Origin of the sequence: Rhizobium sp. NZLR1b, assembly GCF_019685155.1 — a bacterium.
Taxonomy (GTDB): domain Bacteria; phylum Pseudomonadota; class Alphaproteobacteria; order Rhizobiales; family Rhizobiaceae; genus Rhizobium.
In genome coordinates, this window is sequence record NZ_JABDWC010000028.1 from 59,334 (window position 1) to 82,435 (window position 23,102).

Annotated in this window: 22 protein-coding genes; 9 read left to right on the top strand and 13 right to left on the bottom strand. The window is 62.0% G+C overall.

Annotated elements, in window-relative coordinates; translation table 11 throughout:
• Positions 1-75 precede the first annotated feature (75 nt).
• Positions 76-750 (top strand): outer membrane protein, encoded by a 675-nt coding sequence (locus HJB84_RS28645; protein WP_207583080.1) that lies wholly within the window; start codon positions 76-78, stop codon positions 748-750.
• A 27-nt stretch (positions 751-777) separates the two neighbouring features.
• Here HJB84_RS28645 and HJB84_RS28650 read toward each other — a convergent pair whose 3' ends face one another.
• The 4 genes from HJB84_RS28650 to HJB84_RS28665 form a co-directional block, all read right to left on the bottom strand.
• The gene (locus tag HJB84_RS28650; protein WP_207583079.1) at positions 778-1,218 is read right to left on the bottom strand and encodes a hypothetical protein; all 441 of its coding nucleotides are present in this window, start codon (positions 1,216-1,218) and stop codon (positions 778-780) included.
• Between the two features lie 39 nt (positions 1,219-1,257).
• Positions 1,258-2,568 (bottom strand): glycolate oxidase subunit GlcF, encoded by a 1,311-nt coding sequence (glcF, locus tag HJB84_RS28655; RefSeq protein WP_207583078.1) that lies wholly within the window; start codon positions 2,566-2,568, stop codon positions 1,258-1,260.
• A gap of 262 nt (positions 2,569-2,830) precedes the next feature.
• Complete coding sequence (gene glcE, locus HJB84_RS28660; RefSeq protein ID WP_221117576.1) at positions 2,831-4,030, bottom strand: glycolate oxidase subunit GlcE; 1,200 nt, start codon at positions 4,028-4,030, stop codon at positions 2,831-2,833.
• A complete protein-coding gene (locus tag HJB84_RS28665) occupies positions 4,027-5,466 on the bottom strand; it encodes an FAD-linked oxidase C-terminal domain-containing protein (protein WP_207583076.1) in 1,440 nt (479 codons plus the stop codon). Before HJB84_RS28665 ends, glcE begins: the two co-directional genes overlap by 4 nt.
• 164 nt (positions 5,467-5,630) lie before the next feature.
• Between HJB84_RS28665 and HJB84_RS28670 the strand changes: the two genes are divergently transcribed.
• Positions 5,631-6,527 carry a LysR family transcriptional regulator gene (locus HJB84_RS28670; protein ID WP_207583075.1) on the top strand — a complete coding sequence of 299 codons (897 nt, stop codon included), beginning with the start codon at positions 5,631-5,633 and terminating at the stop codon, positions 6,525-6,527.
• A gap of 80 nt (positions 6,528-6,607) precedes the next feature.
• Here the strand turns inward: HJB84_RS28670 and HJB84_RS28675 are convergent, their stop codons facing one another.
• Positions 6,608-7,459, bottom strand: a complete 852-nt coding sequence (locus HJB84_RS28675) for a LysR family transcriptional regulator (RefSeq protein ID WP_207583074.1) — start codon at positions 7,457-7,459, stop codon at positions 6,608-6,610.
• A gap of 136 nt (positions 7,460-7,595) precedes the next feature.
• Here HJB84_RS28675 and HJB84_RS28680 point away from each other — a divergent pair, with 136 nt between their 5' ends.
• Positions 7,596-8,591 (top strand): zinc-dependent alcohol dehydrogenase family protein, encoded by a 996-nt coding sequence (locus tag HJB84_RS28680; RefSeq protein ID WP_207583073.1) that lies wholly within the window; start codon positions 7,596-7,598, stop codon positions 8,589-8,591.
• A 22-nt stretch (positions 8,592-8,613) separates the two neighbouring features.
• Here HJB84_RS28680 and HJB84_RS28685 read toward each other — a convergent pair whose 3' ends face one another.
• Positions 8,614-9,771, bottom strand: coding sequence for an adenosylhomocysteinase (locus HJB84_RS28685; RefSeq protein ID WP_207583072.1), 1,158 nt, complete (start codon positions 9,769-9,771; stop codon positions 8,614-8,616).
• Positions 9,772-9,870: 99 nt separating this feature from the next.
• Positions 9,871-10,749: a LysR substrate-binding domain-containing protein gene (locus HJB84_RS28690; RefSeq protein ID WP_221117577.1), complete on the bottom strand. Its 879-nt coding sequence runs from the start codon at positions 10,747-10,749 to the stop codon at positions 9,871-9,873.
• Between the two features lie 262 nt (positions 10,750-11,011).
• Here HJB84_RS28690 and HJB84_RS28695 point away from each other — a divergent pair, with 262 nt between their 5' ends.
• The 5 genes from HJB84_RS28695 (at position 11,012) to HJB84_RS28715 (ending at position 16,607) form a co-directional block, all read left to right on the top strand.
• Positions 11,012-11,578: an NUDIX hydrolase gene (locus HJB84_RS28695; RefSeq protein ID WP_221117578.1), complete on the top strand. Its 567-nt coding sequence runs from the start codon at positions 11,012-11,014 to the stop codon at positions 11,576-11,578.
• Positions 11,579-11,641: 63 nt separating this feature from the next.
• Positions 11,642-13,141, top strand: coding sequence for an inorganic phosphate transporter (locus tag HJB84_RS28700; protein WP_221117579.1), 1,500 nt, complete (start codon positions 11,642-11,644; stop codon positions 13,139-13,141).
• A 130-nt stretch (positions 13,142-13,271) separates the two neighbouring features.
• Entirely contained in the window at positions 13,272-14,009 is a 738-nt protein-coding gene (locus tag HJB84_RS28705) for a 16S rRNA (uracil(1498)-N(3))-methyltransferase (RefSeq protein WP_221117580.1), read from the top strand.
• A gap of 147 nt (positions 14,010-14,156) precedes the next feature.
• Positions 14,157-15,530, top strand: coding sequence for a glutamate--cysteine ligase (locus HJB84_RS28710; protein ID WP_221117581.1), 1,374 nt, complete (start codon positions 14,157-14,159; stop codon positions 15,528-15,530).
• Positions 15,531-15,743: 213 nt separating this feature from the next.
• The gene (locus HJB84_RS28715; RefSeq protein WP_221117582.1) at positions 15,744-16,607 is read left to right on the top strand and encodes a DUF937 domain-containing protein; all 864 of its coding nucleotides are present in this window, start codon (positions 15,744-15,746) and stop codon (positions 16,605-16,607) included.
• Between the two features lie 87 nt (positions 16,608-16,694).
• Here the strand turns inward: HJB84_RS28715 and HJB84_RS28720 are convergent, their stop codons facing one another.
• On the bottom strand, positions 16,695-16,994 hold the full coding sequence (locus HJB84_RS28720) for a DUF1127 domain-containing protein (protein ID WP_207583066.1): 300 nt from the start codon (positions 16,992-16,994) through the stop codon (positions 16,695-16,697).
• 203 nt (positions 16,995-17,197) lie between these two features.
• On the opposite strand from HJB84_RS28720, the gene HJB84_RS28725 reads away from it, so the two are divergent.
• Positions 17,198-18,154 carry a LysR substrate-binding domain-containing protein gene (locus HJB84_RS28725; protein WP_164010060.1) on the top strand — a complete coding sequence of 319 codons (957 nt, stop codon included), beginning with the start codon at positions 17,198-17,200 and terminating at the stop codon, positions 18,152-18,154.
• Between the two features lie 4 nt (positions 18,155-18,158).
• On the opposite strand, the gene HJB84_RS28730 is transcribed toward HJB84_RS28725, so the two are convergent.
• From HJB84_RS28730 to HJB84_RS28750, 5 genes are all read right to left on the bottom strand, one after another.
• Positions 18,159-18,800: a TetR family transcriptional regulator gene (locus HJB84_RS28730; RefSeq protein WP_207583065.1), complete on the bottom strand. Its 642-nt coding sequence runs from the start codon at positions 18,798-18,800 to the stop codon at positions 18,159-18,161.
• Between the two features lie 289 nt (positions 18,801-19,089).
• The gene (locus tag HJB84_RS28735) at positions 19,090-19,506 is read right to left on the bottom strand and encodes an MAPEG family protein (protein ID WP_221117583.1); all 417 of its coding nucleotides are present in this window, start codon (positions 19,504-19,506) and stop codon (positions 19,090-19,092) included.
• Between the two features lie 84 nt (positions 19,507-19,590).
• Positions 19,591-20,145 (bottom strand): hypothetical protein, encoded by a 555-nt coding sequence (locus HJB84_RS28740; RefSeq protein ID WP_207583063.1) that lies wholly within the window; start codon positions 20,143-20,145, stop codon positions 19,591-19,593.
• A gap of 2 nt (positions 20,146-20,147) precedes the next feature.
• Positions 20,148-21,632 carry an IMP dehydrogenase gene (gene guaB, locus HJB84_RS28745; RefSeq protein ID WP_221117584.1) on the bottom strand — a complete coding sequence of 495 codons (1,485 nt, stop codon included), beginning with the start codon at positions 21,630-21,632 and terminating at the stop codon, positions 20,148-20,150.
• 303 nt (positions 21,633-21,935) lie between these two features.
• Positions 21,936-22,928, bottom strand: coding sequence for an MBL fold metallo-hydrolase (locus HJB84_RS28750; protein ID WP_207583061.1), 993 nt, complete (start codon positions 22,926-22,928; stop codon positions 21,936-21,938).
• Positions 22,929-23,102: the final 174 nt, after the last annotated feature.

Sequence of the window (23,102 nt, forward strand, 5' to 3'; positions counted from 1 at the left end):
TTCTTAGACATTGCGGCGGAAAGCTGGCACATCTGCGGCAAGGACGACTTATTTTTACAATATCGGGGCTATTCAATGACATATGCGCTGCGTTCTTCCGCTTCGCTGCTTGCGGGCATCGCGTTCTTCACGATCTGTTCGGCAGCCTCCGCCTCGGCGGAAGACCTGCAATTCTCTGTCTACGGCGGCTACCAGACGGCACCGCATAGCGGCGTCGATCTTTCCGACGGCACGCATTTCACCGCCGGCTGGGAAGGCAAGTCCTTCGGCAGCCCGCCTTACTACGGCGGCCGCGTCACCTGGTGGCTCGAGAACTTCAACAAGCCGAACTGGGGTATTTCGCTCGATTATACCCATGACAAGGTCTATGCCGACGACGACACGCTCGCCAAGACCGGCTGGTCGCATTTCGAATTCACCGACGGCCTGAACCTGCTGACGGTGAATGGGCTCTATCGCTTCCAGGATCCGGCTCGCCGCTGGACTCCCTATCTCGGCGCCGGTGTCGGCGTGAACATTCCGCATGTCGAAGTGATTCGTCCCGAGGGCAAGACCTGGGCTTATGAATTCGGCGGCGTGACGCTACAGGCCCAGGCCGGCGTCGACTTCAAGGTGACCGATCGCTGGTCGACCTTCGTCGAATACAAGGGCACCTATTCGCGCATCGACGTTCCGATCGATAGCGGCGTGGACCTGAAGACCAACATCTTCACGAATGCCGTCAACGTCGGCGTCGCGTTCCACTGGTAATTGAATAATTGAGTTTCGGCTGCGGTGCTATTTGGTGCCGCAGCTGACCTTGCCCTCGACGGCATAGGGTTTGCTGCCGCCTTCGATCGTCAGGGAATAGGTGCCGCTGAAAGTTGCAGCCGGCTTGCCGCGTTCGCCGGCAACCACGACCAGATCCAGCGTTGCTCCGCCGGTTTCATCTTCGCCGCCGTCGAAGACTTCCAGCAGCAGATCGCCGTCGCGCGACCAATGGTTGGTCAGATGCTGCGATTCGAAGACACGCTTGCCGAACACGGTCGATTGCGCCGGATCCTTGACAACAAGCGCGCCGCGGAAATGGTTGAGCTTGTGACCGGCTTGGCTTTCGAAACCGCTTTCGAGCGTGAAGCGCGCTTCTTTGTCATCGGCGGAACAGAAAAAGCGGCTATTCGCATGGGCAGTCCCTGCCGCACAGAGCAGTCCCGCAAGCACAATCATTCCCCGCCACATCGTCTAAACTCCCGAGACCGGCCCGATCGGCCTTTCTCGTCAGCCTAAGGGCAAACCTCTTAATTTTTCCGGCACAGTGCCGCCGTAGGCCCAATCGAGCAGCTCGACCGTATGCAGGATCGGCATGTCGGTGCTGGTGGCGATCTGGGTGATGCAGCCGATATTGCCGGTGGCGATGATGTCGGCCTTTGTCGCCTCGATATTCTTGACCTTGCGTGCCTTCAAGGCAGCCGAGATCTCAGGTTGCATGATGTTGTAGGTGCCGGCCGAGCCGCAGCAGAGATGGCCTTCCGCCGGATCGCGCACGGTAAAACCCGCCGCTTTCAGCAATTGCTTCGGCGTCAGCGTGATGCGCTGGCCGTGCTGCATGGAACAGGCGGAGTGATAGGCGACGGTGATGCCCTTCGGCATATGCGCCGGCAGGTCGAGGGTTGCGAGATATTCGGTGACGTCCTTGGCGAGACCTGAGACTCTCGCCGCCTTTGCCGCATAGGCGGGATCGAGGCGCAGCATATGGCCGTAATCCTTGATCGTCGTGCCGCAGCCCGAGGCAGTGATGATGATGGCATCGAGCCCCTGCCCGTCGATTTCGCGCGTCCAGATATCGACATTGGCCCGGGCGCTGGCGAGCGCCTGTTCGGCGCGGCCCATGTGATGGACGAGCGAACCGCAGCAGACTTCGCCTTCCGGCAGCACGACCTCGACGCCGAGCCGGGTCAGCAGCCGGATCGCCGCCGCATTGATGCCGGGATCGAGTACCGGCTGGGCGCAGCCGGAAAGGATCGCCACCCGGCCACGCCGTTCCGTCTCGGGCGGGTAGCTGCCGGGTTTTGCGAAGGCCGAAGCTGCGGGGATGCGGCGCGGCGCAAGCGCCAGCATGGCGGCGAAGGGTTTCAGCGCAGCTCCCCGCATCAGGCCGGCAAAAGGTCGGCCGAGGCGGGCGAGATTGAGCGCCAGACGGAAACGGCCGGGATAGGGCAGCACGGCGGCAAGAATGGCACGCGTCAGCCTGTTCATCAACGGACGCTTGTAGGTCTTTTCGATATGGGCGCGGGCGTGATCGACCAGGTGCATGTAGTCGACACCAGAGGGACAGGTGGTGACGCAGGCAAGGCAGGAAAGACAGCGGTCGATATGGGTGACGACTTCGGCATCGGCGGGCCGGCCGTTTTCCAGCATGTCCTTGATCAGGTAGATACGGCCGCGCGGACTGTCGAGCTCGTTGCCGAGCGTCACATAGGTGGGACAGGTGGCGGTGCAGAAGCCGCAATGGACACATTTGCGCAGAATCTGCTCTGATTCGGCGACATCAGGGTCGAGAAGCTGGGTGGGAGTGAAGTTGGTTTGCATCTAGCGGAGCCTCCGCTTCGGGAGGATCTCGGGGGTTGGGCCGTTGTTACCCCCCTCTGTCCTGCCGGACATCTCCCCCACAAGGAGGGAGATTGGCAAGAGGTTGGACGATCGGTCCCGCTCTGTCGTGTTGGCGTCGCAGTTCCGGAGTTGTTCGGGCCTAAATTGTTTGGGGAAGCCGTCAACCCCATCCGATCTCCCCCCTTGTGGGGGAGATGTCCGGCAGGACAGAGGGGGGTACTCCGCGCACAGACTCATCTTCTCACCCCATCTTCCCCGGATTAAAAATCCCCGCCGGATCGAACTTCTCCTTCACCCGCCGCGACAGCGTCGCCACCGCCTCGGGCTCGGGTTGGAAGGCGGCGGTGACCGCCCTTGCTTCGCCTGATGCGCGGATCAGCGTCGCATGGCCGCCGCCAAGCGCCTTGATATAGCGGCGGACCAGGTCGGCTTCGGGGCCGGCCTCCATGCGCATCCAGACGAGTCCGCCCTGCCAATCGTAGAAGGCGTCGACGCCGGCTTCCAGGCGCAGCGCTGCGACCAGTTGATGGCCGGTGCCGGGGGCGACCGAGACGCGCCAGACCGGCCGCAAAGTCGTATCGGCATAGGGCAGCACGTCACGGATTTCCTGCCAGAGCTTGCGGCTTTCCGGCTCATCCAGCCGCGTCACCGTCGCAAAGGCCGACATTGCCGCCGCAAGCTTTTCGATGCGCGCGTCGACCGAGCTCGCCAAGCCTTCAATGCGCAGAACCGTCGCCTCGCCCTCCGGCAATTTGCCGGCGAGGAATTTCCACGTCACCGTCAGTGGCAGGTGGGCGGCACCCGAGACTTCGACCGGCAGCGCCATCGTCGCCGCCATGGCGTTTGCCGCCTCGGCGTCGTTGAGACCGGATAGAACCACCGTACGCTCGGTCTTCGGACGCGGCGGCACACGGAAGGTGACTTCGGTGAGGAAGCCCAGCGTGCCGTGCGAGCCGGCGATCAGCTTGACCAGGTCGAGGCCGGTGACATTCTTCATCACCCGGCCGCCGGCCTTGATGATCTCACCGCGGCCGTTGACGAAGCGTACACCGAGCAGGCTGTCGCGGGCGGCTCCCGCGATCAGCCGACGCGGGCCGGAGACATTGGCGGCAAAGACACCGCCGATCGTCGGCTCACCCGAGGTTCCCATGACAGGGCGATGGTCCATCGGCTCGAAGGCGAGCATCTGGCCGCTGTCGGAAAGTGCCGCCTCGACCTCTGCAAGCGGCGTACCCGATCGCACGGTCATGACCATTTCGCCGGGTTTGTAGGCGACGATGCCGGCAAGCCCGGTCGAGCGCAGCCGGTCTTCGGCGATGACGGCATTGCCGAAGCCCGAGCGGGTATCGCCGCCGCAGATTGCAAGCGGCCGGCCGGCCTCGACATGGGCGCGGACGATCGCCGCCGCCTCTTCCTCGCTCGTCGGCATCAGATCGATCATGCGGGGGGACGCCCTTCGAGCGGGAAGACCTTCGACGGGTTGAGGAGCCACCCGGGATCGAAGGCGGCGCGCGCCGCCATCTGCTGGGCGAGATCGGCCTCGGAATATTGATGTCGCATCAGGTCGCGTTTCTCGATGCCGACGCCATGTTCGCCGGTGAGGCAGCCGCCGGCATCGACGCAGAGCCTGAGGATATCGTTGCCGGCCGCCTCGGCACGGGCGGCATCCTCCGGATCGTTGGCGTTAAAGAGGATCAGCGGATGCATGTTGCCGTCGCCGGCATGGAAGACGTTGGCGACCCGCAGGCCGTAATGATCGATGATCTCGGCGGTCCTCTTCAGCACGTGCGAAAGCTGGCTGAGCGGCACCGTGCCGTCCATGCAGATATAGTCGGCGATGCGGCCGGTGGCGCCGAAGGCGGATTTGCGGCCCTTCCAGATCAGCGCCGCTTCGGTCGCCGACTGGCATTCGCGCACGGTCTTGACGCCGTGGCGGCGGGCGATCTCGACGATGTCCTTCAGCGTGGCGTCCATTTCCGCTTCCGACCCTTCGACCTCGACGATCAGCAGCGCGCCGACATCGAGGGGATAACCGGCATGGGCAAAAGCTTCGCAGATCTCGATGGCCGGTTTGTCCATGAATTCGATCGCGACCGGAACGATGCCGGCGGCGATGACATCGGCAACGCAGGCGCCGGCCTCTTCCGAAGTCTCGAAGCCGAAGAGCACAGGGCGGGCACCCTCCGGCTTGGCGATCAGCCGTACCGTCGCCTCGGTGACGATGCCGAGCTGGCCTTCATGGCCGCAGACGAGGCCGAGCAGGTCATAACCCGCCGCATCCAGCGCCTTGCCGCCGAGTTCGATTACCGTGCCGTCGACCAGCACCATCCTGACGCCGAGCAGATTGTTGGTGGTGACGCCATATTTCAGGCAGTGGGCGCCGCCGGAATTCATGCCGATATTGCCGCCGATGGTACAGGCGAGCTGCGAACTCGGATCGGGGGCGTAGAAAAAGCCGTCAGCGAAGACGGATTCCGAGATATTGAGGTTGGTGACGCCAGCCTGCACCACGGCGCCGCGGTTCGGCAAGTCGATTTCGAGGATGCGGTTCATCTTCGACAGGCCGAGCACGACGGCGTCCTCTTGCGGAATGGCGCCACCGGAAAGCGAGGTGCCGGCGCCGCGCGGCACGACCGGAATGCCGTAACGGTGGCAATAACGCATGATGGCCGAAACCTCGGCCGTGGTGCGCGGCAGGGCGACGGCGAGCGGCAGACGACGGTAGGAAACGAATGCGTCGGTCTCGAACGGCACCAGTTCACGCGCCTCATGGACCAGGCATTCCGGTGGCAGAAGTTCGGTCAGATCGGCGACGATCTGGGCTCGGCGCGCCAGCACATCGGCGCGCGGCTCGAGAAACGATATGGCGTCGGACATGGCGTTCTCCCTGATTCTCTTTCATCGGGAAAATGACAACAGGAAATGGCAGCGGAAACCGGCCGCGAACCTCCCTGCCGCCGATAGACCCGGCTTAACACTTTCCCGAAATTGGCGCAAATGCTAAGCACTTATGACAAAAAGGGAAAAAGTCACAAAACCTTATGACCAATCTGGGTGATCTCGAAATCTTTGCCAAGGTCGTTTCGACAGGCAGCATGTCGCTCGCCGGGCGCGCGCTCGGCTTTTCTCCCGCCGTCGTCTCCAAACGGATCAAGCGGCTGGAGGATCGGCTCGGCACCCGGCTTTTGCAGCGCACGACGCGGCAAATCTCGCTGACGGAGGCCGGACAGGGTTTCTACGACCGCGTTCTTGGCATTCTCGCCGGGTTGGAGGAGGCGGAATTCTACATTTCCGGCCGCTCGGCGCAGATGCACGGCACGCTGAAGATCTCGGCGCCGACCTCTTTCGGACGCATGCACATCGCGCCGCATCTGAAGACGTTTATGCAGGCGCATCCGGAGCTTACGATCAACCTGGTGCTGACGGACGAATTCAGCGACATCGTCGGCGGTGGTTTCGATCTGGCGATCCGCATCGCGGAACTCACCGATTCGAGCCTCGTCGCTCGCCGGCTGGCGCCAGTGCGCCGGCTGCTCTGCGCCTCGCCGGATTATCTGACGGCACATGGCGAACCCAGGCATATCGACGAGTTGAAACACCACCGCTGCCTGCCGGCGCATAATAACGACACCTGGCGGCTGAACGGGCCGGGCGGGATGCTCAGCCTGAAGCCGGAAGGCATGTTGATCACCAATTCCAGCGAGGTGATCCGCGAGGCGGTCATCTCAGGCCTCGGGATCGCCCTGCGCTCCACCTGGGATATCGGCGAAGAGCTCAAAGCCGGCCAGCTGGTGCAGGTGCTGCCGGCCTATGAAGGCTCGCACAATGTAGCACTTTCGGCCGTCTATCCCAGCCGGCAGTTCCTGCCGGCCAAGGTGCGGCTGTTCATCGATTATCTCGCGGAGCTTTACGGCCCCGTCCCCTATTGGGAGATATGACTGCAGACCCAACTGGAAATTGGAGCGTGATGTCGCTCCGAAAATCGCTCACATTTTCGGGATCATTTTCCAGCGTCGGTTCAGCCCGCCAATCTCTCGATGACAAGATCCAGCAGGGCGCGCAGCCGCGCCAGGCGTTTCATGTCGCGGTGATAGCCGACCCAGGTGTCGCGGCCGGGCGGTGCCTCGCCGAGACCGACCAGTTCGATGGCAGCAATGGAATCACCGAGCGGCCGCGGCAGGACCGCGAGCCCTGCTCCATTGGCACAGAGCGCCGCCTGCACATCGCGGCTGTTGCTGCGCAAGACGATTTCAGCCCGCGGCAAGAGGCGCTGCAGCCAGCCGACATCCGGCATGTCGCCGAAAGCCTCGTCCATGGTGACGAGGCGGGCGCCGGCGCCATCGAATGCTTTCGGGTGCGGCGCGCCGCGACGGATGTAAAGGCCGTATTCGATATGGATGAGCTTGCGCGATATGATCTCCGCTTCCGTAAAGGGCTGAATGCGGAAAACGAGGTCGGCTTCGCGTCGCGGCAGGCTGAGAAGCCGGCTGTCGGTCAATAATTCAACCACCACCTTGGGATGGACTTGGGAGAATTCCGCCAGCACCGGCGAAAGCATATGCACGCCGAACCAGTCGGATGAGGATAGCCTGAGAAAACCACCGAGCTGGCGGCTGCCGCCGGTAAGGACGCGCTCCACAGCAAGCGCCTCCTCCTCGATGCGTTCGGCACCGGCGAGCACGACCGCGCCTTCCTCGGTCAACACAAAGCCCTCCGTGGTGCGCTGAAATAACGTCTGGCCAAGAGAGGCTTCAAGGGCACGCAACCGCCGGCCCATCGTCGGCTGCGTCAGCCCGAGGCTGCGGGCTGCTGCCCCCAGCGTGCCGAACCGTGCGATCGCCAGAAACAGCTTCAGGTCGCTCCATTCCATCACTCGTATCCATCAAACAAAAATGCATGAGCTTCAGTCGTTGTCTTTTATTTTCATTCGCGTTTCAATGAGCGATCTTTCTTCCAGAAGACCCGTTGCGACCGTAGGCGCCACACTGCGAACGAAGGAGAGTTGCATGTCGATACAATCAACGATGAAAGTGCTGCTGGCGGAATCGCCGAATTCGCCATTGCGGATCGCCGATGTTCCGAAGCCGGTGCCCGTCGAAGGCCAGGTCCTGGTGCGCATCACGGCGAGCGGCGTCAATCCGCTCGACCTCAAGATCCGAGCCGGCAATGCGGCCCATGCGCGCCACCCGCTTCCGGCCATTCTTGGCATCGATATGGCAGGTATCGTCGAAGAGATCGGACCCGGCGTCGGCGGTTTCCGTCGCGGCGACGCGGTCTATGGCATGACCGGCGGGGTCGGCGGCGTTCAGGGATCGCTTGCCGAATTCGCAGCCGTCGACGCCGCACTGTTGGCGCCAAAGCCGCAGAACGTTTCGATGCGCGAGGCCGCAGCATTGCCGCTGGTCGCAATTACCGCCTGGGAAGGACTCGTCGACCGCGCCGGAGTGAGAGCCGATCACAAGGTGCTGGTGTTGGGCGGCGGCGGTGTCGGCCATATCGTCGCCCAGATCGCCAAGGCCGTCGGGGCGCAGGTCTATGTCATCGACGGCGCTTCGAAAATGGACTATCTCGCCGGTCTCGATGCAACGCCGATCGATCGTGCCGCGGAAGCGGTGGAAACCTATGTCGCTAGACATACCGGCGGCGAGGGTTTCGATCTGGTCTACGATACGGTCGGCGGCCAGGGGCTCGATACGGCGTTCCAGGCGGTTAACCGGTTCGGTCATGTCGTGAGCTGCCTTGGCTGGGGAAATCACGCGCTGGCGCCGCTCTCCTTCAAGGCGGCGACCTATTCCGGCGTCTTCACGCTGCTGCCGCTTCTGACCGGCGAAGGACGCCCCCATCACGGCGAGATCATGCGTGAAATGACGAAGCTGGTCGAAGCCGGCAAGGTGGTGCCAAGGCTCGACCCGCACCGCTTCACACTGGGCGATACCGACGAGGCACATCGGCTGATCGAAAACCGGCAGGCGGACGGGAAGCTCGTCGTCGAGATCGACTGATCTCTTCGCTGAATGCTCACATCTAGCGCGCCAAATCCAGATAAGCGTTGGCCACCATCGCGTCGATATCGCCGGGGACCGGCACGATGCAGGATTGGGGAGCGGCCTCGCCCTTGGCGATGCGTTCCAGGCAGCGGGCCTGAAGGGTGAAGCCGAGATCCATCGATTCGACGGTATTGCCGAGCGGCCGCGGACCGGCGAGATTGGCCATGTGGCCGCCGCCCAGCACATGGAAGGAACGACCGTCGATCAGATGGAAGGTCTCGATATGGTCGGCCTCGTAACAATCGATGCCGACGACATCCGAATGGCGACGGAAAGCCTCGACATCGATCTCATGCGGGAAATGGCCGCCATTCATCAGGATCGCGCCGTGCTTGATGAGGAGCAAGTCGGCCGCCGTGACGATGCCGGCAAAGCCGGTGACGGTGACGATTATGTCGGCCGAGCGAATCGCATCGTCACGCAGCGGCGTGACGAAACCGTCGAGATGGGCTTCGAGCGTCGTCACCGGATCGATATCGACGACGCTGACGGTGGAAAAGGCGTTGCGGAAACAGGCGGCCGTGCCCTTGCCGCAGGCGCCGTAGCCGAAGACCGTCACACGTTTGCCGTTGGTCGAGCGGTTGGTGAAGCGCAAATAGCTTTCGAACAGGCTCTGGCCGACGGCATGCCGGTTTTCGGCGAACTGCTTGATCGGGCTGTCGTTGATGACGAGGATCGGCATGTTCAGGCGTTCGCGCAACGGCAGCAGCCGCGTGCGCCCCGAGGTGGTCTCCTCGGTGCCGCCACGGAGATTGGCGTAGGGCCTCTCCGCCGCCATGGCGAAGAGATCGCCGCCATTGTCGAGCAGCAGATCCGGCTTTTCAGCAATTACTGCTTCGAGGCTGCCATGATGGGCGGCGGGATCGGTCGTCTGCGTGGCGAAAACGGTGATGCCCTGGGACCGCAGGAACTCGACCGTCGAAGGCTGGGTGCTGTTGAGATTGCCGGTGCAGACAAGATGCGCGCCGCCGGCGCGAAGCGTCATCAGCAGCGCCACCGTCTTCGGTTCCAGATGAATGCCGGTGCCGATCGACAGGCCAGCGAAGGGACGCGTCCGCTCGAATTCGGCCGCGGTCGCCTTCAACAGCCGACAGCTGCTGCCGATCCAGTCGATGCGTGTCGCAGTCTTTTCCATCATTTCATCCCTGTTGCCGATGCTCCCATATTTTTTAGCGGAGCGGCAGGGCGGCGACTATGGAGGTTATTCTGGCGAAGGAGCAGAAAATCTGCCCTTTCAGCTCGCTTTCCCGCAACGGTGCAGCCAGCCGGACAGGGCCGCAAAACCCGGTCGCTTGGCATCCGGCGTGCGGCAGCAGAGGCTGTAGCCGGACGGACGGGAGACGAAGCCGTAGGGTGCCACCAGTTGACCGCGCAGAAGATCGTCCTCGATCGAGGCGCGCGGCGCAAGGGCGATGCCGAGCCCCGAGCGGGCGGCACCGAGCGCCAGCAGCAGATCCTCGAATTCCTGGCGGCGGGAAAAGGCAACCGGCGGCGTGCCGCTTTCGACAAACCACTCGTCCCAGAGCTTGGGAACGCTGCGGCTGGCAAGCATGGTGAGCCGGCCCATTGCCGCCGGGTCGGGCGACAGTGTCGCGGCAAGCGCCGGCGTGGCGACCGGGCCGAACTCGTCCTCCATGAACCGCACGGCGCTAATCCCCGCGGACGGCCGGTATTCGCCGCCCATGATCACGGCGTCCAATTCCGGGTGCATCTGCAACGGTTCGACCACCGTCTTCGGTACGATGTCGACCACCACATCGCCGAGACTCGTCTGCATATCCGCGACACGCGGCATCAGCCACCAGACCGCGAAAGCGGAGGGCACGCCGAGCCGGATGCAGCCCGGCACCGCGCCTTCAAGCTCGCAAGCAGCGCGCTGCAGAATGTCGAAAGCCGCGCCCGACGCCTCGGCGAAAGCGCTGGCCTCCGCGGTGGGGACCAGCCTGCGGCCATCGCGCAGAAAGAGCTTGCGGCCGAAGTGGCCCTCCAGTGTGGCAATCTGCTGGCGCACAGCGCCGCGCACCACATTCAGCTCTTCGGCAGCCTTGAGAATGCTGCCGTGACGGCAGACTGCCTCGAAGGCGCGGACGGCATTGAGCGGTGGAAGGCGCATGATGACGACATTCAAAAATGATGGTGGATCACTTGATCTTGCGATTGAACGAAAGGCAAGACCACGCCATATTGTACAGCTGTGCAATGTGGCGCATTCGAAACAGGACGTGACGGATTTTTAAGTCTGGCCCAGCCTGATTTCCTCTATGATCGGGGGTCGAATCGCGTTCGGAGCGTTTGCGGCTTTTGGATTGTGTAAGCTTTTCGTGATACACGTATATGAGTGATTCCTAACAACCACTGCGAAGGTGACCCGACAATTGACTCTTCTCGCCCGATTGGCATCCGATGTGCAGCTGATGTTCCGGCGTCCGCCGCGACAGCAATATGGTGCGATCTGCTATCGGGTGAAGAAGAAGAGCGGTGATGCCGAGGTCCTTTTGATGACAAGCCGCGATACCGGCCGCTGGGTCATTCCCAAGGGCTGGCCGATGACAGGCAAATGCGCCCATGAGGTCGCCGCACAGGAAGCATTTGAGGAAGCCGGTGTCCGCGGCGCGGTCGAGACGGAAACGCTTGGCGCTTACAGCTATTCGAAAGTCCTGCGCGACGGCGTGCAGGTGGCCTGCAAGGTGCAGGTCTATGCGCTCGAAGTCACCGACATGGCGAAGAACTTCAAGGAAAAGGGCGAACGCCGCATCGAATGGGTCTCGTTCGATGAAGCGGCCGGGCGCGTGCGCGAACCAGAGCTTCGCACCCTCTTGCTTGCCTTCAAGCAGACGGTATCGGAAAGATTTACGACCCGACGGGCCAAACAGGCTCCTGCGGCCAAACAGATTTCGACGGCCAAACCAATTTCGGCGGCCAAACCAATTTCCGCGGAATGAATCCTGCCATCTTGCGGTGCTAGAAAAGCAACGTAGAAGCAGATTTCATACCTCGGAAAACGAATGCCGCCACGTCCCACAGTCCTGACGAAACGCACGCTCGACAAAGACCTCGCCAAGATCACCCATGCCGAGGACGCAACGAAGCATGTCTTGCGGCGGCTGGTGGCGCCTGGTCTCGGGCTGATCTTCGTCGGTCTGGCCATGCTGTTTGCCGGCGTCTATGTGTTCGACCAGCCAGGAGCGGTGCTCGTCGTGGCGGCGGCAGCCCTTGCCGGCTACATGGCGATGAACATCGGCGCCAATGACGTGACCAACAATGTCGGCGCTGCCGTCGGGGCGCGCGCGATGACGATGGGCCAGGCGCTGGTCATCGCTGCTATTTTCGAAGTTCTCGGCGCCACGATCGCCGGCGGCGATGTCGTCAAGACGATTTCCTCGAACATCGTCGACACGGTCCAGGTGCCGCCGGCGATGCTCGGCTGGATCATGATGGCGGCACTGACGGCGGCAGCCCTCTGGATCAATCTCGCAACCTGGTTGAACGCGCCGGTTTCGACCACCCATGCGATCGTCGGCGCGGTGATCGGCGCCGGTATCGCGGCCGTCGGGCCGGAACCGGTAAATTGGCGGGTGATGCTGGAGATCACCTCGAGCTGGATCACCTCGCCGCTGATCGGCGGACTGATCGCGGCCGGGCTGCTCTACCTCGTCAAGACCTTGATTATCTATCGCGACGACAAGGTCGCGGCCGCCCAGCGCTGGGTGCCGGTGCTGGTCGCAGTGATGGCCGGCGGCTTCATGGCCTATATGGTGCTGCAACTGTCGCCTACCGGCAAATTTCCGTCTTTTACCATCATCCTCATCGGCATCGGCATCGGGCTGGTCAGCTGGCTTGCCGCCCGGCCGCTTGTGCTCGCCCAGGCGCGCAATCTCGAAAACCGCAACAGCTCGCTGCGGGTGCTGTTCCGGCTGCCGCTGATCGGCTCTGCGGCGCTGCTTTCCTTTGCGCATGGCGCCAACGACGTTTCGAACGCGGTCGGGCCGCTTTCGGCGATCGTCCACTCTGTCGGTATCGGCGGCGGTGACGGCATCGGCCATCCACCGCTCTGGGTGATGCTGATCGGCGCCTTCGGCATCTCCGTCGGCCTGCTGCTGTTCGGGCCGCGCCTCATCCGCCTGGTCGGCGAGGAGATCACCAAGCTCAATCCGATGCGGGCCTATTGCGTCGCGCTGTCGACCGCCTTCACCGTCATCGTCGCCTCCTGGCTCGGCCTGCCGGTCAGCACCACACATATCGCCGTCGGCGCCGTCTTCGGCGTCGGCTTCTTCCGCGAATGGTACACGCGCCATTCGAAGCGCCGCATCGCCTATATCAGGCGCAAGGCCGAAAGCTTCGATATCGACGAGCCGGAGGAGCCGAATATCCACGAGACACGCCGGCGCTATCTCGTGCGTCGCTCGCATTTCATGACGATCATCGCTGCCTGGATCGTCACCGTGCCGGTTTCGGCAGCGCTTGCGGCAATGATATATTGGGTTATGTTCGCGCTCTTCGTCTAGAACAGGATGATTTTAGGCCCGCTCGGCCTAAAATCTGAATCCTGTTCTAAATTAAAGAGTTAGAGCATGATGCCATAAGAAAATCGCACACACTTTTCGGCATCATGCTCTAAAACCCGCGAGTTTTTAAATGCGCGCCAATTTCCGCATGCAACGGCTTTTCGTCGACGCGCCGCTTTCCAGCGGCGCCGCCCTCGAGGCGAATGCCGACCAGTTCAACTATCTCGCCAATGTGCTGAGGATGGAGGAAAGTGGGGAGATCCTGCTCTTCAACGGCCGCGACGGCGAGTGGAAGGCGACCCTCTCCTTCCCCACGCGCAAACGCATCCTGCTGAGAGCAATCGAAGAGACGCGGCCGCAGCCGCAGCCGTGCGACCTGCATTATCTCTTTGCGCCGCTCAAGGTCGGCCGCCTGGATTATCTCGTGCAGAAGGCGGTGGAAATGGGCGCCGGGCTGCTGCAGCCGGTCATGACCCAGCACGTCCAGGGTAAGATCACCAATCTCGACAAGCTGCGCGCCAATGTCGTCGAAGCGGCGGAGCAATGCGGCGTTCTCGGCATTCCCGATGTCGCCGAGCCCGTGAGACTTCTCGACCTGCTTGACCGCTGGCCGAGGGAGCGCCGCATCATCTATTGCGACGAGGGCGATGCCGGGCAAAATCCGCTGCCGGTGCTTTCAGCGATCAAGGAAAGGCATCTCGCTCTGTTGGTCGGGCCGGAAGGCGGCTTTTCCGAAGAAGAACGGACGCGGCTTCGAAGCCTCGATTTCGTCACCGCAATTCCGCTCGGACCGCGCATCCTGCGAGCCGATACGGCAGCCGTTGCAGCCTTGGCGCTGGTCCAGGCGGCGATCGGCGACTGGACCTGACGCCGAAAACGGGTGGACACGGAAATTGCTGCTATTTTTTTGATGCGTCGTTGAAAGAATTTCACTTGCAACATGGGTGGCTTGGGTCCAAATCACCCTTCCAATTGCCCGGCCCCCTGGGCGCCTTTTTCAATGCAGGTATCCCGCATGGCCCGCGACACCACCGACCAGACACCGCTCTCTTCGGTCCAGGATCTGACCGATTATATTGCCGCGGGCAACAAGCCGCGGGAGCGTTTCCGGATCGGCACCGAACATGAGAAATTCGCCTTCTTCCGCGCCGACAACAGCCCGGTTCCCTATTTCGGCGATGCCAGCATTTCGGCCCTGCTGACCGGCCTGCAGAAGAAAAACGGCTGGGAGCCGATCACGGACGGCGGCAACATCATCGGCCTTGCCGAGCAGAGCGGCATGGGCGCCATCTCGATCGAGCCCGGCGGTCAGTTCGAACTCTCCGGAGCACCGCTGGAGACGATCCATGAGACCTGCAAGGAATCGAACCAACACCTGGCGACGCTGCGCGAAATCGCCGAGCCGATGGGCATCCGCTTCCTCGGCATCGGCGGCAGTCCGAAATGGACCTATGCGGAAACCCCGCAGATGCCGAAATCACGCTACGAGATCATGACCCGCTATATGCCGAAGGTCGGCACCATGGGTCTCGACATGATGTACCGCACCTGCACCATCCAGGTGAATCTCGATTTCTCCTCGGAAGCCGACATGCGCAAAAAGATGCGCGTCTCGATGAAGCTGCAATCGCTGGCGACCGCCCTCTTCGCATCCTCACCCTTTACCGAGGGCAAGCCGAACGGGCTGCTCTCTTGGCGGGGCGATATCTGGCGCGATGTCGACAACCGGCGGGCCGGCCTGCTCGATTTCACTTTCCGCGACGACTTCGGCTTCCGCGACTATGCCGAATGGGCGCTCGACGCGCCGATGTATTTCATCGTCCGCGACGGCCGCTATCACGACTGCACCCACGTCACTTTCCGTCAGTTCATGAATGGCGCGTTGAAGGGTGAGATCGCCGATCCGGCGCCGACGATGGGCGACTGGACGAACCATCTCTCGACACTCTTCCCCGACGTGCGGCTGAAGCGTTTCCTCGAAATGCGCGGCGCCGACGGCGGCCCGTGGCGGCGCATCTGCGCACTGCCGGCCTTCTGGGTCGGCCTGCTCTATGACGATGCCGCACTCGAGGCCGCCGACGCGTTGACGAAGGATTGGAGCTTTGCCGAGGTCGGCGCCCTGCGCAATGCTGTTCCGGCGCAAGGGTTGAAAGCGCAATTCCGCGGACATTCGCTGTTCGACATGGCGCGCGAAGTGGTCGGCATATCGAAGGCTGGCCTCAAGGCCCGCGGCAAGCTCAACGGCGAAGGCCAGGACGAGAGCATCTTCCTGGCGCCGCTCGACGAGGTGCTCGCCAAGAAGGCGACGCTCGCCGAAGATCTGCTGTCGCTCTACCACGGCCGCTGGCACGGCTCCGTGGAACCTGTCTTCGAGGACTATCAGTACTGAGCCTGGCCAAAATTTCTCTCTAAAGCGCCTCGCGATCTTTCAGATTCGCTCCTAGCGCTTTAGCCCTTTGTTTTTACGCATGTCGTTATCGCAAAACCGCTGCACACTTTTGCGCGACATGCTCTAAGTTCTTATGGCAAAAAGCGGTTTGCGCTCTGCCATTTCCGGTTATAGTGACGTTACAATACGCCGCGAACCGGGAAAGGGACTTCCATGCTGCCACTCTTCGACATGATGATGCAGGCGCAGAACGGCGCGGCGATGGAGGCAGTCGCCCGGCAGTTCAACCTCGCCCAGGAACAGGCGACCAAGGCGATGGCGGCGTTGATGCCTGCCTTTTCCGCCGGCCTGAAACGCAGCACCAGCAACCCTTATGATTTCGTCGGGCTGATGCAGGCTGTCTCGTCCGGCAATTATGCACGATATTTCGAGGATATGAGCCGGGCCTTCACGCCGGAGGGCATTTCCGACGGCAACAACATCCTTGCCCAGCTTTTCGGCTCGAAGGAGGTTTCGCGCGCAGTGGCCGCGCAGGCCGCACAGATGACCGGCATCGGCCAGGACATCTACCAGCGGATGCTGCCGGTGCTCGCCGATACGCTGATGGGCGGGCTCTTCAAGCAGACGACCGGCCAGATGGCCTCACCGGTCAACCCCTTCGTCAACACGGCGATGGGCGAGACCATCCAGAAATGGCTTGAGAGTACCGGCTTTGCGCCGAAACCGAAGATGGCCCCAGAGGCCAGCATCTTCGACAATCCCTTCACCCAGGCGATGCAGCAGATGTTTTCGGTACCGAGGGCGGAACCGGCGTCTCAGCCGAACCCCTTCCTCGACAATCCCTTTGCCAAGGCCTTTCAGGAGATGATGGGCGGGCTTGGCCAGCCACCGGCGGCCAAACAGCCGACGACGAAGACGCCGGAGGCGCCGACGGAAGAGGCGAAGGTTGCCGACAGCTATACCGAGATGCTGAACGCGATGTTCGACAGCGGGTTGGAAGTACAGAAGACTTACCAGAGGAACCTGGAAGCGATTTTCGAGACCTATCGGCCGAAGGCGCCTGAAACCAAGGCATAAAAAAACCCGGCGATGGCTTGGGAAAGCCGATCACCGGGTCAAGCAGCAGGGCTATTGGCTATCACCCTGCGGGGAAACTCGACGCTCCTACTCCTCGTAGGAGCGGAAGAGCGACAGGCGCCAGCGATTGCGCGCTGAGCGCGTCAGATGTTCCGAGGGGTCCTCGAAGAACGTCGAGGCCAGGAACGCAGAGGTCAGGTCGGCCCTGCTAAGGCCGATATCCCTAAGCTGCGTGTCGTTCAGATCATGCAGCGCGTTGATCTCCATGCGATTGCGGAACCCGCGAAAGAGGGAGACCAGCGGAGCGAGGCCTGCCGCCAGGCGCTGGGAAAGCGTCGGGGTAAGCTTGCTGCAGTCGAGTTCTAGTGTTCGGTCTGTCGTGTGCATCGAACTCTCCTTTCTCGGGCACGCAACAACCCAACCCCTTCCGCGAGGTCGTGCGGAAAGGGATAAGGCTGAATTCTGCTTGGACAGGCAGGGTGTCTGTCCTTCACTTTGCTTGATTTGCATCCCGAAGATGCCAAAGAGCTATTGATCAGTCCAACGAATGTTTCTAATGATTATCATCAGCTATCTTTATGGGTGACACCATGGCCGCGCCTCTTGATCTCGACCAGTTGCAGACTTTCATCGCCATCGTCGATTCCGGCAGCTTCACCAAGGCCGCCGACAGGGTCTACAAGACCCAATCGGCCGTCTCCATGCAGATGCGCCGTCTCGAAGAGCGCATCGGCAAGCAGCTGTTCATCAAGGACGGCCGCGGCAACCGACTGACGGTCGAGGGTGAAAAACTGCTCAACTATGCACGTCGCATCATCCGCCTCAACAATGAGGCGATCGCGGCGTTCGACGATAACAGGCTGGAAGGGACGCTGCGTATCGGCACGCCGGACGATTATGCCGACCGCTACATGCCCGAGATCATCGGCCGCTTCGCCAAGACGCATCCGAATGTCGAACTCTACATCGTCTGCGAGCCCTCGGTGGATCTGGCCGAGCGCATGCACAAGGGCGAGCTCGACATCGCGCTCGTCACCCATAATCCGCGCGAGCGCATGTCCGATGTGGTGAGAACCGAGCCGCTTTGCTGGGTTGGTTCGGCAAACCATCCGATCCGCGACGACGCGCCAGTGCCGCTTGCCGTCGGCCGGCGTGATTGTCAGTGGCGCCAGCTTGCCTGTTCGGCGCTCGATGCTGTCGGACGCGAACACCAGATCCTGTTCACCAGCTGGTCCTGCACCGTCGTTGCCGCCGCCGTACTTGCCGGCATGGCGGTTTCGGTGATGCCGGAATCGGCGCTGCGAACCGGCATGAAAGTGCTGAGCCAGGCGGACGGCTTTCCGGCGCTGCCGCCGGTGCAGATCGGCATTATGAAACGGCCGGGCGTTTCGCTCTCGCTGATGAACGCGATCACGGCGCATATCACCGCCTGCCTCGACAACATCACGCCTGCTGTCGTCGACGACAACCTCGATGCGGACGTCAAATCCGCCCAGGCACGCCTTTATCCGCGGCTGAAGGCCGCCAATATGGTACCGAGCTGGTAAGTTTTTAGGCGGCGTTCGGCAGGGTCGTGGCGAAAAGGGAGGCGCGGATGACGCGTTTCCACTCGTCGAGCATGCGCCGCGCCAAAGTCTCCTCGCTGACGGCGGCAAGCCGGATGACGGCGCCGATCAGGTGGCTGAACAGGTAAGTGCGCGCATATATCTGCTCGTCGCAAAGGCTGGGCGCCAGCCTGCGCACGGCCTGATGAAAGATACCGGCGACGCGGGCGCTATGCTCGATATTCAGCTGAAGCAGATCCTGGTCGGTCTCCGTTCCCATCCAGACGCCGAGATAGACGGGATCATTGTGGTAGGAATCGTAGTACCAGTCGATGATGTCGCAGACGAGGTCGAGCGCCTGGTCGAGCGACCGCACGTCGGCAAACATCGCCGCCGTCTTCGCCTGGATTGCCGAGGCGTGCTGGTCGAACAAGGCTTTGACGATCGCCGCCTTCTCGGGAAAATACTGGTAGACCGAGCCGATCGGCACCTTGGCAGCGACGGCAAGTTCCGTCATCCGCATGGCGCTGACGCCCTTTTCGGCAATGATCTTGGCGGCGGCGGCGAGAATGAGGTCCAGCCTCTGGATGCTGCGCTCCTGCTTCGGCTGCCTGCGCAGGCCTATCCGATCCATGCTTTCCGCGCCCATGTCGTTCCCGTTCTTATCGTTCGCGCGGGCAGGCATCATGCCAAGCCAGCGCGTCGGGCGGATATGACATTGCAGGTCTTCATCAGTCGTAAATGAAAACGCTCGCATTTTAACGACCGGCAAAAGCGTGTGAAATCAGGCGCCTAGATCATATCATGCTAATTGATCAGCAACCGAAAGACCTGAAATAGTTGCAGAATTCTTCGAGCGAAGTGATATCCATGCCGCTGCCCGAGACGAGTGACAATGCTGGCCACCGGACGCCTGGCGAGGCACTCCGCGCCGGCCCTCAGCTCATGGCCATCCATAGGGCGAGCCAGACCCACATAGCTCCTAACACCAGGTATCCGGCGGCAAAGATCGGGCTGCGGTAGCGCAGATCGTTGCTGGAGACATGGATGGCGGCATGGGCGTAACGCAGCGCGACGAAGGTCCAAGCGAGGCCGACGGCGACGATATTGTCGGCCTCGGTGGTATAGAGAAGAATACAACAGGCGTAGAACAGCACCGGCAGTTCGAACTGGTTGGCGAGGCAGTTCTTGACGACGAGGCTTTCGGCCGGCTCATCACGATTTTCGCGGTAGTCCGATTTATCGATATTGCCGGCGCGGACCATTTTTGCGCGCCGCAGCCCAAGAAGCGCATAAAGACCGTAGACCAGGGCGGCATGGGCGAGGAGTGGCCAGAAGATTTGATAGCCGGTCATATGGTTCCTAAGTCTTTTCGCTTCCGAATTCGTTGCGAGCAGTAGCCGAAAGGGAAGCCGGATACCAGCGCCCGATAAAGCCGCTCAGTCCTCGCGCGCCGAAAGCCAGCGGGCGATGGCAAGCCGGGCGATGAGGATGAAGCAGATGGCGAGGCTTACGAATTTCAGCCGTGTCATCCATGGCAGCAGCTCGGCTGCGAGACTTGCGGACGCACCGTTGCCGAAGGCGGCCAGGCTCGCAATATTCTCGCCGTAGTCGGCGATGCCGTAGATCAACGGCAGCAGATAGACCGCTTTGCCTGCGAGCGGATGCAGCGATCGGCCGAACCACGCGCCGGCGGGACCAAGCTTGGCGAAGGCGAGGAACAGCAGCGCTGTCAGCAATGCCGGAAAGATCAGCTCCGGCCCGAAATACATGGCCCGGAGCAGCTTGGTCGCCGTCTCGTTCTCATCGAGCAGTTTCTGCATATGAAAGACGGCCGACTCGTCGTAACCGGCGAAATAGGTATCGAGAACCGCCTGTCCGGTTTCGTGCTTGAAGGGCACAACGAAGCCGAAAGTCGTCCAGGCAAGCACGGCAAGGCAGAGGGCTGCGAGCAGCGCGACGATCCAGAGAGGAATCCCGCTGCCCGCTTTCATGATCAGAGGCCGGCGCCCGGATAGTTCGGGCTCTCACGGGTGATGGTCACGTCATGGGCGTGGCTTTCGCGAAGACCGGCGCCGGAGATACGCACGAAGGTCGCCCGCTCCTGGAAATCCTTCAGGTCCTTGCCGCCGACATAACCCATGGCCGCCTTGAGGCCGCCGGCGAGCTGGTGGACGACGGCCGCGACTGGTCCCTTGTACGGCACCTGGCCCTCGATACCTTCGGGCACGAGCTTCAGCGTGTCGCGCACCTCCGCCTGGAAATAACGGTCAGCCGAGCCGCGGGCCATGGCGCCGACGGAGCCCATGCCGCGATAGGCCTTGAAGGAACGGCCCTGGTAGAGATAGACCTCGCCCGGGCTCTCATCGGTGCCGGCCAGCAGCGAACCGATCATGACGGCGGAAGCGCCGGCGGCGATCGCCTTGGCAAGATCGCCGGAGAATTTGATGCCGCCATCGGCGATAACGGGCACGTCCTGAGCCTGCGCTGCCTGAACGGCCGACATGATGGCCGCGAGCTGCGGAACGCCGACGCCGGCAACGATCCGTGTCGTGCAGATCGAACCCGGGCCGATACCGACCTTGACGGCATCCGCGCCGGCATCGATCAGCGCTCTGGTGCCGTCATAGGTGGCGACGTTGCCGGCCATGATGCGCACCGAGTTGGACAGCTTCTTGACACGGGTGACGGCATCGAGGACGCGCTGCGAATGGCCGTGGGCGGTATCGACGACCAGAAGATCAACGCCGGCCTCGATCAGCCGTTCGGCGCGCTCGAAACCGTCATCGCCGACGCTGATGGCGGCAGCGGCGCGAAGCCTGCCCTGGGCATCCTTGGAGGCATTCGGGTTCAGCTGTGACTTTTCGATATCCTTGACGGTGATCAGGCCGACGCAGCGGCCTTCGGTATCGACGACCAGCAGCTTTTCGATGCGATGCGAATGCAGCAGGCGCTTGGCCTCCTGCTGATCGACGCTCTCCTTGACGGTGACCAGACTGTCCTTGGTCATCAGCTCGTGGATCTTCTGCTCAGGATCGGAGGCGAAGCGGACGTCGCGGTTGGTCAGGATGCCGACGAGGCGGCCCGACTTCTCGACGACGGGAATGCCGGAGATGCTGTGCGATTTCATCAGGCCCAGCGCTTCGGCAAGCTTTGCATCCGGGCCGATGGTGACCGGATTGACGACCATGCCGCTTTCGAACTTCTTGACCTGGCGGACCTCTTCGGCCTGCTCGATCGGCGTCAGGTTGCGGTGGATGACGCCGAGGCCGCCGGCCTGCGCCATGGCGATCGCCAGGCGGCTTTCGGTGACGGTATCCATGGCCGAAGAAAGGATCGGGATGTTGAGATCGAAATCCCGGGCGATGCGGGTGGAGATGTTCGTCTGGCCGGGCATGACCTCGGAGTGGCCGGGCTGCAGCAGCACGTCGTCGAAGGTAAGCGCGTCTGCGCCGGTTGCCGTTTCAATGATGCGTGCCATGGCCAAATTCCTTCGTTTAATAAAAATGCGAGCCCGCCCGGAAACGAATCGTCCGCCCCGGCGGTGTGCGTGGGATTGCTTGGAAGTTGGCGAGGGCTGGTAACACGTCTATGACAGGAAGGAAATAGCAAAAAGCCCGGCCTGTCCGCCGGGCTCGGCATGGGTGCCATGCGCCTGGAGCATCTCCTGATTTCCCCAGGTCAAGGAGATGCTCTATCTCTTTGTTTTCATGCATTCCCGGCAAAAGCGCTTTGCGCTTTGCCTGGCAAAACTGCGGCGCAGCTTTGCTGGAATTGCTCCAGATCAGATGTCGAACTGATAGGTCTTCGGCACGAAGCGATAACCGCCATCCTGCCTTTCGACGAAGCCGACGGCGGGGAACGGCATGTGGTAGCCGAGGAAGGCGATCTTTTCGGCCGCGATCATCTCGAAAACCTTGCGGCGGGTGGCGGCTGCCTGCGTCTTGTCCATATCGAAGCGCACTTCCCAATCCGGCCGCAGCAGCGACAGGATATAATGGTTGGCGGTATCGCCTGTGAGAACCAGGCGTTTGCCCTCGGATTCGACGTGGAACACCATATGCCCCGGCGAGTGTCCGGCCGCCAGCATCGCCGTTACGCCGGGGGCGAAACTGTCGCCGTCCTTGATGAACGTGGTCTTTTCGGCAAGCGGCGCGACATTGGCGAGCACCGCCTTGTGGCCGCCTTCGGCCGGCGTGCCCTCGCGTGATTTGTCCGACCAGAAATCATACTCGGTCTGGCCGACGACATAGCGGGCATTCTTAAAGGCCGCCGCGCCATTTTCCATCAGGCCGCCGATATGATCGCCGTGCAGATGGGTCAGCGCCACCAAGGTGACGTCGTCGGCTGAATAGCCTGCGGCCTTCAGGCCTTCGGTAAGCTGGCCGGCGCCCCTTGCGCGACCGCCAGCGCCGAAGCCGGTATCGACGAGAATGACCTCCGAACCGGTATCGATGAGAGCCGGCGTATATCCGTTCATGAACTTGTCGGCCGGCAGGAAGTTTGCGGTCAGCAATGCTTTGACGGTTTCGGGGTCCTGATTGCTGCCGAAGGTTTCGTGCGGGTTTTCCGAGACATTGGTGCCGTCGCGCACGACGGTGAACTTATAGGAACCGAGCTTGAATTGATTGATCTCGGGCAACGGCGTTAAATCCATCTTACTGCTTTCTCCAGTCGCGGCCGCTTCGGCTCTCTCTCTTAAAATGACCGGCGCTGCGAACAGGCCGAGGCCTGCGGCAAAAAGGGCGCGCCGTTTTATTCCCGACGAAATTTCCACATGTCCATCCTCTTATGACCTGCGGTGCGTCACCGCACTGGCCCCGATGTCGATTCCGGCCGGATTTCTTGCCCCGGCAGGGTACACACATGTCAATCTTGACAGTTGATGTTGTCGGACAAGCCGTCTCACGCAGACGTGAAGCAAACATGTCGTCGAACCGGATTTGAGCAT

Bases quoted from the DNA above. Each gene is read 5' to 3' on its own strand.
- HJB84_RS28645 (WP_207583080.1), top strand. From the start codon at position 76: ATGACATATGCGCTGCGTTCTTCCGCTTCGCTGCTTGCGGGCATCGCG.
- HJB84_RS28650 (WP_207583079.1), bottom strand. From the start codon at position 1,218: ATGTGGCGGGGAATGATTGTGCTTGCGGGACTGCTCTGTGCGGCAGGG.
- glcF (WP_207583078.1), bottom strand. From the start codon at position 2,568: ATGCAAACCAACTTCACTCCCACCCAGCTTCTCGACCCTGATGTCGCC.
- glcE (WP_221117576.1), bottom strand. From the start codon at position 4,030: ATGATCGATCTGATGCCGACGAGCGAGGAAGAGGCGGCGGCGATCGTC.
- HJB84_RS28665 (WP_207583076.1), bottom strand. From the start codon at position 5,466: ATGTCCGACGCCATATCGTTTCTCGAGCCGCGCGCCGATGTGCTGGCG.
- HJB84_RS28670 (WP_207583075.1), top strand. From the start codon at position 5,631: ATGACCAATCTGGGTGATCTCGAAATCTTTGCCAAGGTCGTTTCGACA.
- HJB84_RS28675 (WP_207583074.1), bottom strand. From the start codon at position 7,459: ATGGAATGGAGCGACCTGAAGCTGTTTCTGGCGATCGCACGGTTCGGC.
- HJB84_RS28680 (WP_207583073.1), top strand. From the start codon at position 7,596: ATGTCGATACAATCAACGATGAAAGTGCTGCTGGCGGAATCGCCGAAT.
- HJB84_RS28685 (WP_207583072.1), bottom strand. From the start codon at position 9,771: ATGGAAAAGACTGCGACACGCATCGACTGGATCGGCAGCAGCTGTCGG.
- HJB84_RS28690 (WP_221117577.1), bottom strand. From the start codon at position 10,749: ATGCGCCTTCCACCGCTCAATGCCGTCCGCGCCTTCGAGGCAGTCTGC.
- HJB84_RS28700 (WP_221117579.1), top strand. From the start codon at position 11,642: ATGCCGCCACGTCCCACAGTCCTGACGAAACGCACGCTCGACAAAGAC.
- HJB84_RS28705 (WP_221117580.1), top strand. From the start codon at position 13,272: ATGCGCGCCAATTTCCGCATGCAACGGCTTTTCGTCGACGCGCCGCTT.
- HJB84_RS28710 (WP_221117581.1), top strand. From the start codon at position 14,157: ATGGCCCGCGACACCACCGACCAGACACCGCTCTCTTCGGTCCAGGAT.
- HJB84_RS28715 (WP_221117582.1), top strand. From the start codon at position 15,744: ATGCTGCCACTCTTCGACATGATGATGCAGGCGCAGAACGGCGCGGCG.
- HJB84_RS28720 (WP_207583066.1), bottom strand. From the start codon at position 16,994: ATGCACACGACAGACCGAACACTAGAACTCGACTGCAGCAAGCTTACC.
- HJB84_RS28725 (WP_164010060.1), top strand. From the start codon at position 17,198: ATGGCCGCGCCTCTTGATCTCGACCAGTTGCAGACTTTCATCGCCATC.
- HJB84_RS28730 (WP_207583065.1), bottom strand. From the start codon at position 18,800: ATGGGCGCGGAAAGCATGGATCGGATAGGCCTGCGCAGGCAGCCGAAG.
- HJB84_RS28735 (WP_221117583.1), bottom strand. From the start codon at position 19,506: ATGACCGGCTATCAAATCTTCTGGCCACTCCTCGCCCATGCCGCCCTG.
- HJB84_RS28740 (WP_207583063.1), bottom strand. From the start codon at position 20,145: ATGAAAGCGGGCAGCGGGATTCCTCTCTGGATCGTCGCGCTGCTCGCA.
- guaB (WP_221117584.1), bottom strand. From the start codon at position 21,632: ATGGCACGCATCATTGAAACGGCAACCGGCGCAGACGCGCTTACCTTC.